13 protein-coding genes are annotated in these 11,942 nt (G+C 73.2%); 4 read left to right on the top strand and 9 right to left on the bottom strand.

From position 1 onward, the window contains the following. Positions 1 to 149: 149 nt before the first annotated feature. From HN031_RS09875 to HN031_RS09865, 3 genes are read right to left on the bottom strand one after another with little or no spacing between them, the layout of a single operon-like run. Positions 150 to 1,331 (bottom strand): acetoin utilization protein AcuC, encoded by a 1,182-nt coding sequence (locus tag HN031_RS09875; protein ID WP_172269454.1) that lies wholly within the window; start codon positions 1,329 to 1,331, stop codon positions 150 to 152. A 28-nt stretch (positions 1,332 to 1,359) separates the two neighbouring features. Further along, on the bottom strand, positions 1,360 to 2,160 hold the full coding sequence (gene proC / locus HN031_RS09870; protein WP_322425072.1) for a pyrroline-5-carboxylate reductase: 801 nt from the start codon (positions 2,158 to 2,160) through the stop codon (positions 1,360 to 1,362). Between the two features lie 10 nt (positions 2,161 to 2,170). Next, the gene (locus HN031_RS09865) at positions 2,171 to 3,100 is read right to left on the bottom strand and encodes a proline dehydrogenase family protein (RefSeq protein WP_172271562.1); all 930 of its coding nucleotides are present in this window, start codon (positions 3,098 to 3,100) and stop codon (positions 2,171 to 2,173) included. Positions 3,101 to 3,189: 89 nt separating this feature from the next. Here HN031_RS09865 and HN031_RS09860 point away from each other — a divergent pair, with 89 nt between their 5' ends. From HN031_RS09860 to HN031_RS09850, 3 genes are all read left to right on the top strand, one after another. Next, the gene (locus HN031_RS09860) at positions 3,190 to 4,137 is read left to right on the top strand and encodes an ABC transporter ATP-binding protein (protein WP_172269452.1); all 948 of its coding nucleotides are present in this window, start codon (positions 3,190 to 3,192) and stop codon (positions 4,135 to 4,137) included. Next, positions 4,134 to 4,901, top strand: coding sequence for a hypothetical protein (locus HN031_RS09855; RefSeq protein WP_172269451.1), 768 nt, complete (start codon positions 4,134 to 4,136; stop codon positions 4,899 to 4,901). Before HN031_RS09860 ends, HN031_RS09855 begins: the two co-directional genes overlap by 4 nt. Positions 4,902 to 4,983: 82 nt before the next feature. Next, positions 4,984 to 5,376, top strand: coding sequence for a hypothetical protein (locus HN031_RS09850; RefSeq protein ID WP_172269450.1), 393 nt, complete (start codon positions 4,984 to 4,986; stop codon positions 5,374 to 5,376). Here HN031_RS09850 and HN031_RS09845 read toward each other — a convergent pair. From HN031_RS09845 to HN031_RS09820, 6 genes are all read right to left on the bottom strand, one after another. Then, positions 5,357 to 6,094 (bottom strand): ABC transporter permease, encoded by a 738-nt coding sequence (locus tag HN031_RS09845; RefSeq protein ID WP_172269449.1) that lies wholly within the window; start codon positions 6,092 to 6,094, stop codon positions 5,357 to 5,359. The two genes, HN031_RS09850 and HN031_RS09845, sit on opposite strands and share 20 nt — an antisense overlap. Beyond that, positions 6,091 to 6,810 carry an ABC transporter ATP-binding protein gene (locus tag HN031_RS09840; protein WP_216652097.1) on the bottom strand — a complete coding sequence of 240 codons (720 nt, stop codon included), beginning with the start codon at positions 6,808 to 6,810 and terminating at the stop codon, positions 6,091 to 6,093. Before HN031_RS09840 ends, HN031_RS09845 begins: the two co-directional genes overlap by 4 nt. A 126-nt stretch (positions 6,811 to 6,936) precedes the next feature. After that, positions 6,937 to 8,592, bottom strand: a complete 1,656-nt coding sequence (locus HN031_RS09835) for a heme peroxidase family protein (RefSeq protein WP_172269448.1) — start codon at positions 8,590 to 8,592, stop codon at positions 6,937 to 6,939. A gap of 133 nt (positions 8,593 to 8,725) precedes the next feature. Beyond that, complete coding sequence (locus tag HN031_RS21995; RefSeq protein ID WP_172269446.1) at positions 8,726 to 9,331, bottom strand: TetR family transcriptional regulator; 606 nt, start codon at positions 9,329 to 9,331, stop codon at positions 8,726 to 8,728. Next, positions 9,328 to 10,125, bottom strand: coding sequence for a sugar phosphate isomerase/epimerase (locus tag HN031_RS09825; RefSeq protein WP_172269444.1), 798 nt, complete (start codon positions 10,123 to 10,125; stop codon positions 9,328 to 9,330). The genes HN031_RS21995 and HN031_RS09825 overlap by 4 nt, the downstream gene beginning before the upstream one ends. A 2-nt stretch (positions 10,126 to 10,127) precedes the next feature. Next, complete coding sequence (locus HN031_RS09820) at positions 10,128 to 11,078, bottom strand: Ppx/GppA phosphatase family protein (RefSeq protein ID WP_172269442.1); 951 nt, start codon at positions 11,076 to 11,078, stop codon at positions 10,128 to 10,130. A 45-nt stretch (positions 11,079 to 11,123) separates the two neighbouring features. On the opposite strand from HN031_RS09820, the gene HN031_RS09815 reads away from it, so the two are divergent. Then, positions 11,124 to 11,900, top strand: coding sequence for a hypothetical protein (locus tag HN031_RS09815; protein ID WP_172269440.1), 777 nt, complete (start codon positions 11,124 to 11,126; stop codon positions 11,898 to 11,900). The last annotated feature ends 42 nt before the right edge of the window (positions 11,901 to 11,942 follow it).

Raw genomic sequence — 11,942 nt, 5'->3', positions numbered from 1 at the left:
ATGCCAGAGAAACTTGTGTGACTGGCGGCGTGTCGGGTTGATTGTTCGCCGGTCGAGCCCGGAGTGGATCGAACCCGGCGAAGATCGAGCGAGCCCGCGACCGAGGCACGAGGTCGCGTCAGGCGTGTCGAGATCTCCGGCGCCTGCGATCAGGGCAGCGGGTCGAGTCCGTGCAGCGGGAACACCGCGGTGCGGGTGGCGTGGATCGCCCGGTCCAGCCACGCGTCCGGGTCGTAGCCGGCGGACCAGTCACGGTAGGCCGGCGTACGCCCGTCCGTCATGCGGTGCGGGGCGGTCGCGCCGAGCACCTCCTCGACGTACGCCCGCCAGCCGGGAGGGGTCTCGAGCCCGGGCTCGAGCGGGCGGCCCGACGCGATCGCGAGCAGGTGCGTCCAGGCCCGAGGCACCACGTCAACGACGGAGTAGCCGCCACCGCCGGTCACCACCCAGCGGCCGTCGGCCACCTCGTGGGCGAGGTCGTGGAGGGCGAGGTAGGCCGCGCGCTGGCCGTCGACGCTGAGCATCATGTGGGCCAGCGGGTCGTTCATGTGCGAGTCGCACCCGTGCTGGGTCACCAGCACGTCGGGGGAGAACTCGCGCAGCAGCGGGGGCACCACGGCGTGGAAGGCCCGCAGCCACCCGGCGTCGGACGTGCCGGGCGGGAGCGCGACGTTGACGACGCTGCCCTCGGCACCGTCGCCGCCGGTGTCGGTCGGGAAGCCGGTGCCGGGGAACAGCATCTGGCCGGTCTCGTGCAGGGAGATGGTCAGCACGCGCGGGTCGTCCCAGAAGACCTTCTCCACGCCGTCGCCGTGGTGCACGTCGATGTCGACGTAGGCCACCCGCTGGGCGCCGTCGGCCAGCAGCTGGGTGATGCCGACCGCCACGTCGTTGTAGATGCAGAAGCCGCTCGCGCGGTCGGGCATCGCGTGGTGCAGGCCGCCGGCGATGTTGACCGAGTGCAGCGACTCGCCGCTCCACACCTGGCGGAACGCCTCGAGGGTGGCGCCGACCACGTGGGCGCTGGCGAGGTGCATGTCCGCGAACACGGGGTCGTCCTCGGTGCCGAGGCCGCGCGCCAGGTCCTCGAAGCCCGGCGTGCGGCCGGCCTCGGTGACGGCGTCGATGAGGCCCTGCTCGTGGACCGTGGCGATCTGCGCGTCGGTGGCGACCGGAGCGTCGACCCGCTTGATCTGGTCGAGGACGCCGAGCTCCTCGGCCAGGCGCATAGTGAGGTCAACGCGGATCGGGGACATCGGGTGGGTGGGACCGAAGTCGTACTCCGTGAGCGTCGGGTCGAAGACGACTGACGTGGGCCCAGCGCACTCCATGTGGCGGACGTTACCCCGTCGTGGTCGCTCAGGATCCCTCGGCCAGCTCGCGCGAGCGGTTGCGGGCGGCCTCCATCGCGGCGAGGAAGGCGGCGCGGACCTTGTGGATCTCGAGCTCGCGCAGCGCCGAGGCGGTGGTCCCGCCGGGGGACGTGACCTGCTCGCGCAGCACGACGGGGTGCGAGCCTGTCTCGCGCAGCATCGCCGCCGAGCCCACGAGGGTCTGCACGACGAGGTCGGTCGCCGTGGCGCGGGGCAGGCCGAGGTGGACGCCCGCCTCGATCATCGACTCGACGACGAAGAAGATGTAGGCCGGGCCGGAGCCGGAGATCGCGGTGACCGCGTCCATCTGCTTCTCCGGGATGCGCAGCACCCTGCCGGTCGAGGCCATCAGCGACTCGACCTCGGCGAGGTGCGCCTCGTCGCAGTGCGAACCGGGCGAGATGGCGGCCATGCCCTCGTCGACGAGCGCCGGGGTGTTGGGCATGACCCGGACGACGGCGACGCCCTCGGGCACGCGCGACTCGATGAAGGCGGTGGTGATCCCCGCGGCCAGCGAGACCACCAGCTGGCCGGCCCGCAGCTCGGGGGCGATCTCGGCGAGCACGTCGCCCATGTCCTGCGGCTTGACCACGAGCGCCACGGTGTCGGCCTTGGCGGCCGCCTCGCGGTTGGAGACCACGGCCACGCCGTAGCGCTCCTCGAGCTCCTGGGCCCGCTCGGGCCGCTTCTCCCCGACCATCAGCTGGTCGACGCGGCGCCCGGCGCGCACCAGCCCGGACAGCAGGGTCTCCCCCATGACGCCGGCGCCGATGATCGCTGTGCTCACGGGGGTCAACCTACTTCTTGGAGACGAGGGAGCGCGCGAAGAAGGCGAGGTTCTGCGGCTTCTCGGCCAGGCGGCGCATCAGGTAGCCGTACCACTCGGTGCCGTAGGGGATGTAGACGCGCACCGTCTCGCCGGCGGCGGCGAGGCGCTTCTGCTCCTCGGGCCGGATCCCGTAGAGCATCTGGAACTCGTAGGTCCCCGGGCGGCGGCCGAAGCGGCTCGCGAGCGAGGAGGCGATCTGGACCATCCGCGGGTCGTGCGTGGCGATCATCGGGTAGCCCTGGCCGGCCAGCAGCACCTTGAGGCAGCGGACGTAGGCCTTGTCGATGTCGAGCTTGTCCTGGAAGGCGACCTCCTCGGGCTCCATGTAGGCGCCCTTGCACAGCCGCACGCGCGAGCCCTCGTAGGCCAGCGCCCGGCAGTCCGCCTCGGTGCGGTGCAGCATCGCCTGCAGCACCGCTCCGGTCTCCGGGAAGTCCTTGCGGAGCTCGCGCAGGATCGTGAGCGTGGAGTCGGTGGTGGTGTGGTCCTCCATGTCGAGGGTCACCGTGGTGCCGGCGTTGCGGGCCGCGCGGCAGATCTCGCGGGCGTTCTCCAGCGCCACCTTGTGGCCGCTGTCGGGGAGGGACTGGCCGATGGCGCTCAGCTTGACCGAGACCTCCGAGTGCGGGGCCAGGCCCCGGGCGGTGAGGTCGGCCAGCACCTCCTTGTAGGCCGCCACGGTGGCCTCGGCCCGGGCGGCGTCGGTGGTGTCCTCGCCGAGGTAGTCGAGGGTGACCCGCAGGCCGTCGTCGACGAGCCGGGCGGTGGCGTCGACGGCGTGGCCGGTGGTCTCGCCGGGGACGTAGCTGGTCACGATGCCGCTCGAGACGGGCATGGTCGAGACGAGCTTCTTGACGCCCTGGCTGCGGGCGAGGAGCAGGATCGGCTGGCGGAGCAACGACATGGCGGCAAGGCTACGCCGACCTCCACCGAACCTTCACAGGTCCTCCACCCCTTCCGGGCGGTGGTTCTCCTAGCGTCGTGGACATGATCAGTGCGCGCGGTCTCACCAAGCTCTACGGCGGCATCCGCGCCGTCGACGACCTCACCTTCGACGTGGTCCCGGGCACCGTCACCGGCTTCCTCGGACCCAACGGCGCCGGCAAGTCGACCACCATGCGGATGATGGTGGGACTGGACCGGCCGACGTCCGGCACCGCCACGATCGGCGGCAGGGCGTACGTCGACCTGGCCTCGCCGCTGCACGAGGTCGGGGCCCTCCTCGACGCGGGCGCCATGCACCCCGGCCGCACCGGCCGCGCGCACCTCGCGGTCGCGGCCCGCACCCACGCGATCCCGCTGGCCCGGGTCGACGAGGTGCTCGAGCAGGTCGGGCTGGCCTCGGCGGCGCGCCGCCGGATCAAGGGCTACTCGCTGGGCATGCGCCAGCGGCTCGGCATCGCCGGCGCGCTCCTCGGCGACCCCGGGGTGCTGCTGTTCGACGAGCCGGTCAACGGCCTCGACCTCGACGGGGTCCGGTGGATCCGCGCCCTGCTGCGCGGGTTCGCCGACGAGGGCCGCACGGTCCTGGTCTCCAGCCACCTGATGAGCGAGGTGCAGCTGGTCGCGGACCGCGTGGTGGTCATCGGCGGCGGCCGCCTGGTCGCCGACACCGAGACCTCTGCGCTGCTGCGCAGCGCCGGCGGGCCGCGGGTCCGGGTGCGCACGCCCTCGACCGAGGAGCTGGTGCGCCACCTGCCGGCCCACGCCGTCGTCGAGCGCACCGGCGACGGCGAGCTCGAGGTCTCCGGGGTCGACGCCCCGGACCTCGGCGACCTCGCCCACCACGTCGGCGTACGGGTCCACCACCTCGCCGAGGTCGAGCAGTCGCTCGAGCACGCCTACCTCTCCCTCACCGGGACGACCCCCGGCCCCCAGGCCGACCCACAGCCCGCATCCCGACCCGACTCCCGACCCGAAGGAGCCCTCCGATGAGCCCCGCCCTCGCCCTGGCGCGCACCGGTCGCGCCGAGTGGTCCCGCATCTGGTCCGTGCGCTCGAGCTGGATCTTCGCCGTCGTCCTCGCCGTGGTGGTGCTGGGCTTCGGCGCCGTCATCGGCAGCGACGCGGCCGCGGACCCCTCGGACATCACACCCGGGTCGACGGCCTGGGACGGGGCGCGGTTCACCGGGATGTTCGCGCTGTTCGGCATCCTCGCGATGGCCGTCGTCGTCTCGACGGCCGACCACGCGACCGGCGGGATCGTGCCGACGCTGCAGTGGACGCCGCGCCGCGGCATCCTGCTGGCCGCGCGCACGGTGGTGGTCGTCGCGACCACGACCCTCCTCGGCGTGGGCCTCGTCCTCGCGGGGGCGACGGTCGTCTGGTCGTTCGTGCCGCACCTCGGCCTGCCCCTCGTGGACGGGCTGGAGATGGCGGGCGACCTCGGCTTCATCCTGGGATCCGGCGCGCTGCTGGGGGTCGGGCTCGGCCTGGCGACCCGCAGCACCGCGGCCGCACTGGTCCTCGCCATCGCCCTCATGCTCGTCGGCCCGCTGCTGCTGGCCCAGCTGCCCTACGAGTGGACCCTCGACGTCGCGACCCACCTGCCCGGCTCCGGAGCGCTGTTCCTCATCTTCGGCGAGGGCCCGCGCGACGACATGACCACCACCTCGGCCCGCCTCACCCTCGCCGCCTGGGGCCTGGCCTCGCTGGTCGCGGGCGGCTGGCGGCTGCTGGCCACCGACGCCGACCGCTGACCCGTCCGACCTGCGTCCACGTCTTTCCACGACCCACACACCTCACCACCACGACCTGCGATCCTGATCGCGAGGAGGACCCATGTCCGCTCTCCTGTCCGCACTGCCCGCAACCCCGCGCGCCCGCTACGGGCTGGCCGCGGCGGTGTCGCTCGGCACCGTCCTGTTCCTGCTGCTCGGCATCGGCGCGCTCGGCATCGTCGGCGACGGTGACCGCGACGCGGTCTACCTCGCCGCCCCGGCCGTCGGCCTGCTGGTCGCCGTCGCCACCCGGTTCCGCGCCCACGGGATGGCCCTCGCGCTCGCCGCCGCGGCCGTCACCACGCTCGTCGCCGGCGCCGTCGCCGTCGGCCTGGTCGTCGCCGACGGGGCGAGCGCCTCCATCGGCGACGTCGTCATGCTGACCGTGATGTACGCCGTCCTCTTCGGCGTCGCGGCGTGGCTGTTCACCCTGGTCAGGGCGTCCGACGCCTGAGGGTCGCCGCCCCCAGGCCGAGCGCGGCGAGCGCGAAGCAGCACACGACGACCACGTTGCGCCAGACCTCCGCCGTGTCCGCGGCCCCGACGAGCTCCTGCATGGCGTCGACGGCGTACGACAGGGGCAGCACGCCGCTGACGGCCTCGAGCACGTCGGGCATCTGGTCGCGCGGCACGAAGAGCCCGCAGAGCAGGATCTGCGGCAGCACGAAGGCCGGCATGAACTGCACCGCCTGGAACTCCGTCGTGGCGAACGCGCTGACGAGCAGCCCGAGCGCCGTGCCGAGGACGGCGTCGGCGACGGCCACGACGCCCAGCAGCCAGACGGGGCCCTGCACGTCGAGGCCGAGCAGGCCCACGCTGACCGCGACGGCCAGCGCCGCCTGGACCGCGGCGAGCAGGCCGAAGGCGAGGGCGTAGCCGACGAGGAAGTCGAGCTTGCCCATCGGCATCGTGAGGAGCCGTTCGAGGGTGCCGGAGGAGCGCTCACGCAGGGTGGTCACGCTGGTCACGAGGAACATGACGATGAAGGGGAACATCGCCAGCAGTCCCGGCCCGAACGTGTCGAAGAGGTCGCCGGGCAGCTCCTCGAACATCCACCACAGCAGGCTGATCAGCAGGCACGGGACGACCATCAGCATCGCGAGCGTGCGGTGGTCGCGGCGGACCTGGATGAGCACCCGCCCGGCGACGGCGAGCGTGACGCGCGGCGTCATGCCACCTCCTCCCGTCCCTCGACGAGGCGCAGGAAGGCCTGCTCCACGTCGGCGGCCCCGGTGCGCTCGCGGACCTCGTCGGGCGAGCCGTCGGCGATGATCCGCCCCTCGCGCATCAGCAGCAGGCGGTGGCACCGCTCCGCCTCGTCCATCACGTGGCTGGAGACGAGCACCGCCGCGCCGCCGTCGGCGATCCGGTGGAAGAGGGCCCAGAGGTCGCGGCGCAGGACCGGGTCCAGGCCGACGGTCGGCTCGTCGAGCACGAGGAGGTCGGGCTCCCCGAGCAGCGCGACGGCCAGCCCGGCCCGGCTGCGCTGGCCGCCGGAGAGCCTGCCGACCACCTGGTCACGGTGGTCGCCGAGCGAGACGGCCTCGATCGCCCGGTCCACCGACGACCGGTCCACGCCGAGCACCCGGGCGAAGAACGACAGGTTCTCCGCCACGGTCAGGTCGTCGTAGACGCTCGCCGCCTGGGTGACGTACCCGATCCGGGTGCGCAGGTCGGCACTGCCGGCAGGCGAGCCGAGGACCTCGACGGTTCCCGACCGCACCCGCTGCGCGCCAACGAGGCAGCGCAGCAGCGTGCTCTTGCCGCAGCCGCTCGGTCCGAGCAGGCCGGTCACCCCGGCCGGGACGTCCAGCGAGATGCCGGGCAGCACCTCGCGCTCACCGCGTACGACGACCAGGTCGCGTACCTCGACGACGTTTTTCATCATGTGTTGAATTGTGCGCCGGGAGCCGAGGCGCGTCAACCCCCGGCCGGAACGCAAAGCGGTGAGTGAGGCAGGTTCTGAGCGCCAGAACCCTGCCTCACTCACCGCTCGAGATCGGGAAGGAGATCCTCAGTCCCCCAGCGGCGCCAGCAGCGCCTCCTGGCCCTCGAACGCGACCAGCAGCAGGTCGGCCATCCGGAAGCGCCCGTCCTTCTCGCCGAGGTCGGGCCGGAACCCGGGGTTGCGCACGATCGAGTGGGTGCTGCCCTCCATCGCCCTGTGGAACGTCTCCACCACGAGCCGGGCGCCGACGCCGGTGAGGTGGCCGTCGTTGAGCTCGGCCTCGCGCAGGACGTAGAACCACAGCGGGGTGTCGGCCAGGAAGGCGTCACGCTGGGCGTCGGTCAGCGAGTCCAGCTGCGCGGAGCCGGGCCCGCCGGCGCCGTCGCGCAGCTGTGCCCTCGTCAGGGTCGTCACCGGCACCCCGCTCGCGCGCAGCAGCTCGGCCATCTGCTGCCCGCTGGCGAGCCGGAGCATCCGGGCGCGGACCAGGTTGCGGAAGGCGAGGTTGGCGCGGATGGTCGCCTCGTCGGAGACGCTGCCGTCGAAGGAGCCCTTCGGCAGGGCCGCCAGCGGGTCAACGAGGCGGGTGTCGATGCGCCGAGCCAGGTTGAACTCCCCCGGCGGCGGCTTGAGCTCGTCGTGGCCGACCTGCGAGAAGCGGTAGAGCCGGCGCCAGTCGGCGATCCAGTTCGACGGCAGCGTCGGGTCCCCGTTGCCGACGCCACCGCTGGTCCCGGAGAAGAAGAACAGCAGGTCGAGGGACCCGGAGCCGTCCGGGAAGCGGGCGTTCCAGTCGTACGCCTCGCGCACCATGGCGTGCCCGAGCCGGAACGCCGCGACGGAGAACTCGACCGGCATGGTCGGCATCGTCAACGGGTCGGCGCCCGGGTCGACCACCTTGCGACCGTTGGTGAAGACGTCGGTGACGACGTCGCCGTCGCAGATCTTCGGCAGGTAGTCGGTGCGCAGCATCCACTGGTAGTGCAGCACCACCTTGCGCCGCGCCTTCTCGAACCGCTCGGCGGGCGGGGTGGCCGGGCCGAGGCCCGCGACGACGCGGTTGTGGAAGCGGATCATCGCGGCGTGCGTCTGCGCGACCACGAGGTTCTCGTCGTTGCGGCGGTCGGGGATGGCCGCCTTGCCCCGGCCGGCTCCGGGGCCGCCGACGCGGGGCACGTCGAAGCCGACCCGCGCCCGGTCGCCGCCGATCTTCGTGGTCCGGCCGACCTTGAGGCGGGTGCGGTCGGCCTCGTAGAAGTCGGCGGAGACGCCGTCGAGCGGGCCGGCGCCGTAGAGGCTGTCGAGGTCGAGGGTCGGCGAGCGCCCCTGCAGCAGCGCGGCCGGCGAGACGCTGTCGCCGAAGGCGACGGTGGTGGCGTCGAAGGTCAGGTCGTGGTCGACGAACTGCCCGAGGTAGGTGAACCCGGCCGGGATCGTCCCGTCCACCACGGGGCCGCCCGTCATGGCGAGGGCCACCTTGCGCAGCGTGGTCTCGGGCAGGCGTACGCCGGGCGGCCCGAGGCGCGAGAAGCGGAAGGTCGGCGCGGCGGCGAGGGCCGGACCCCGGGCGGCCGTCGTGTTGGCCCGCGCCGTGGTCGGTGGTGCGGCCCCGGGGTCGGTGGACCCGACGACCCCCTCGCCCTCGATGTAGAAGCTCTCCCGGCCGTGCCGCGAGGCGTGGCCGGGTGTGTGCTCGGGTGCGGGTGCCGTTCCCTGTGCCATGGCGTGCCCTCGTCTGCCGGTGGGATGTCGGTGAGCTGTCGGCCCACCCTCCACCCGCGTGAGCACCGGGCGCATCCGCAATCCTGCGGATGTTGCGGCTCGGCCCCGGGCCGCACTGGTCAGGCCGTGGCGGTCACGGCAGGTCGCCGGTCAGGTAGTGCTGCAGCACCGGCCCGATGCGGGCGACGACCTCGTCGGCGGGCATGTCGGCCATCGGCGGCAGCGCGATGACGTAGCGGGTGACGATGAGGCCTACCACCTGGCTGGCGACGAGCGGGATGCGCGCCTCGGGCCGGTCGGGGACCAGCTCGGCGAGCAGCGGCCCGACCACCACCGGGATGAACGCCTGGCGCACCAGCCCGCCGTCGTCGTCGGCGAGCAGCGAGCGGACCATCGCGAGCAGGCCCGGCCGGATCGCCGGGTCGTCCCAGACGCCGAGGAAGGTGCGCAGCAGCCGCTCCCCCGCGCCGTCGGGACCGGCGGCGACCACGGGGGCGAGCACCTCGCGCGGGTCGACTGGGATCTCGAGGGCGGCGACGAAGAGGTCGTCCTTGGTGCCGAAGTAGTGGTGCACGAGGGCGGGGTCGACGCCGGCGGCGGAGGCCACCCCGCGGATGGTCGTGCCGCGGAAGCCCTTCTCGGCGAACGACGCCCGCGCGGCGGCGAGCACCTCGGCGCGGGTGTCCGGCGCGCCCGGTCGACGTCCGCGGGACGCGCGGGCAGCCGCCGGCGCCGTCACGGCGTGGTCACCCCGAGGTGGGTCCGGGCGAACTCGAGCGACTCGGTCAGGTCGAGCTCGCGCTCGGCGCGGCCGGCGGCGCGGCGGGTGTTGATCTCGAGCACCACGTGGCCGGCGAAGCCGGTGCCGGCGAGGTGCTCGAGGAACCCGGCGGCGCCCATGATCCCGCGGCCCGGGACGAGGTGCTCGTCCTTGGCCGAGCCGCTGCCGTCGGTGAGGTGCACGTGGCGCAGCGTCTCGCCCATCCGCTGGGCCATCTCGACGACGTCGGAGCGCGCGATGGCGGCGTGGGAGAGGTCGATCGTGGTGTGGGCGTAGTCCTGCTCGCTGGGGTCCCAGCCGGGGAGGTACATCTCCATGCCGCGCCGCGACGAGGCCCGCCACGGATACATGTTCTCGACCGCGAAGGCGATGCCGGTGCGGGCCTCGAGCGACGCGATGCCCTCGACGAAGCCCGCGGCGTAGTCCTTCTGCCAGCGGAACGGCGGGTGGACGACGACCACGTCGGCCCCGACCGCGTGGGCCATCTCCGCCGACTTCTCCAGCTTGACCCACGGGTCGGTGCCCCAGACCCGCTGAGTGAAGAGCAGGCACGGGGCGTGGACGGCGCAGACCGGCACCCGGTGGTGGTCGCTCAGCTTCTTGACGGCGTCCACCTGCTGGCTCAGGGCGTCGATGCCGACCATCACCTCGACGGCGTCGTAGCCGAGGGAGGCGGCCCAGCCGAAGGCATGCGCCGTCGACTCGGGGTAGACCGAGGCGGTGGAGAGGCCGATCAAGGGCGTGGTGGTCATGATCAGCGCCGCCTCGAGACCACGGAGATCCGGTCGAGCCGCTCGAGGATGACGCCCTCGCGCAGGGCCCACGGGCAGATCTCGAGCTCGGGGAGGTCGAAGATGTCCATGCACGCCTCGGCCACGAGCGCTCCGGCCACGATCTGGTGGGTGCGGCTCGGCGAGACGCCCGGCAGGGAAGCAAGCTCCTCGGGGGAGAGCGCCATCAGCTTGGGTATCCAGCCCGAGAGCGTCGCCAGCTCGAGCGCGCGCGGGACCAGCGGGCCGTCGGCGCTCGGCGCGGCGCCGCAGATGCGGGCGAGCGAGCGGAACGTCTTCGACGTGGCCGCCGCGCGGTCCGGTACGCCACCTCGCAGCAGGTGGCCGGCGTCGCGGGCGATCTCGGCGCGGATCTGCTTGCGGAGGCCGCGGACGTCGTCCTCGGTGGCCCGGTGCGGCCCGTCGCGGAACGCCGTACGGGCCACGCGGGCGGCGCCGAGGGGCAGCGACCACGCCACGTCGGGCGCCTCGTCGGTGCCGCCGGCGATCTCCAGCGAGCCGCCGCCGATGTCGAAGACCACCAGCCGCCCGGCCGACCACCCGAACCAGCGGCGTACGGCCAGGAACGTCAGCCGCGCCTCGTCCTCGCCCGACAGCACCTCGAGCCGGACCCCGCTGTGCTCCTCGACGTGGGCCAGCACCTCGTCGGAGTTGACCGCGTCGCGCACGGCCGAGGTGGCGAAGCCGAGCATCTCCTCGCAGCCCTTGTCGCCGGCGATCTCGGTGGCCGAGGCGCAGAAGTCGGTGAGGGCGTCGATGCCCTTCTGCGTGACCGCGCCCTCGTCGTCGAGGTGCTCGGCCAGGCGCAGGGCCTGCTTGTGCGAGGACGCCGGGAGGGGCGCGGCGCCGCCGTGCGCGTCGACCACCAGCAGGTGGCCGGTGTTGGATCCGATGTCGAGGACGCCCAGGCGCATGACCGCCACGCTACTAGGGCCGCGGTGCGCGACTAGGGTTGCGGAGTGCCCGAAGTCGACCTGGTCTTCCCCCGCGCCTTCGTCGAGTTCGCCGACCCGGCCGACGAGACGCAGGTCTTCCGGTGCGACCTGACCTGGCTGACGTCCTCCTACATGTGCATCTTCGGGCAGGGCTGCCAGGGCATCTACGCCGACGCACCCGACGTGGGCTGCTGCACGCTGGGTGCCCACTTCGCGGACAAGGACGACGAGCGACGGGTGGCCGGCTTCGTCGCCCAGCTGACCCCCGACGACTGGCAGCTCCACCCGCGGCGGTCGGTGCGGACGTCGGACTGGATCGAGACCGACGAGGACGGCGAGCGCAAGACGCTGACCGTCGAGGTCGACGGCCAGCAGGCGTGCGTGTTCCACAACCGGGTCGACTTCGCTCCCGCCACCGGCCCGGGCGGCGCCGGGTGCGCGCTGCACGGCCTGGCGCTGCAGCAGGGCCGCAACCCGCTGGAGACCAAGCCCGACGTGTGCTGGCAGCTGCCGATCCGTCGCCAGTTCCGCAACGTCGAGCGCCAGGACGGGACGGCCTACACCGAGGTGTCCATCGGCGAGTACGACCGGCGCGGCTGGGGCCCGGGCGGCCACGACCTCGACTGGTACTGCTCGGGCAACACCGAGGCCCACGTCGCCCTGGAGCCGGTCTGGGTCACCCACGAGGCGGAGCTGGTCGAGCTGATGGGCGTCGAGGCGTACGCCGAGCTGAGCCGCCACTGCGAGGCGCACGCCCGCTCCCGGTCGGCCCTCGCGCTGCACCCGGCCGACCCGCGCTGAGGCTGGCCGGACCTTCGACAGGGATCTGTCGACGTCAAGAGA

This window comes from Nocardioides sp. zg-1308, assembly GCF_013155375.1.
Classification (GTDB): Bacteria; Actinomycetota; Actinomycetes; order Propionibacteriales; family Nocardioidaceae; genus Nocardioides; species Nocardioides renjunii.
Note: the sequence above shows the minus strand (reverse complement) of the source record. Positions and strands in the feature narration are given on the sequence as shown.

Bases quoted from the DNA above. Each gene is read 5' to 3' on its own strand.
- HN031_RS09875 (WP_172269454.1), bottom strand. From the start codon at position 1,331: ATGGAGTGCGCTGGGCCCACGTCAGTCGTCTTCGACCCGACGCTCACG.
- HN031_RS09860 (WP_172269452.1), top strand. From the start codon at position 3,190: ATGATCAGTGCGCGCGGTCTCACCAAGCTCTACGGCGGCATCCGCGCC.
- HN031_RS09855 (WP_172269451.1), top strand. From the start codon at position 4,134: ATGAGCCCCGCCCTCGCCCTGGCGCGCACCGGTCGCGCCGAGTGGTCC.
- HN031_RS09850 (WP_172269450.1), top strand. From the start codon at position 4,984: ATGTCCGCTCTCCTGTCCGCACTGCCCGCAACCCCGCGCGCCCGCTAC.
- HN031_RS09845 (WP_172269449.1), bottom strand. From the start codon at position 6,094: ATGACGCCGCGCGTCACGCTCGCCGTCGCCGGGCGGGTGCTCATCCAG.
- HN031_RS09840 (WP_216652097.1), bottom strand. From the start codon at position 6,810: ATGATGAAAAACGTCGTCGAGGTACGCGACCTGGTCGTCGTACGCGGT.
- HN031_RS09835 (WP_172269448.1), bottom strand. From the start codon at position 8,592: ATGGCACAGGGAACGGCACCCGCACCCGAGCACACACCCGGCCACGCC.
- HN031_RS09825 (WP_172269444.1), bottom strand. From the start codon at position 10,125: ATGACCACCACGCCCTTGATCGGCCTCTCCACCGCCTCGGTCTACCCC.
- HN031_RS09820 (WP_172269442.1), bottom strand. From the start codon at position 11,078: ATGCGCCTGGGCGTCCTCGACATCGGATCCAACACCGGCCACCTGCTG.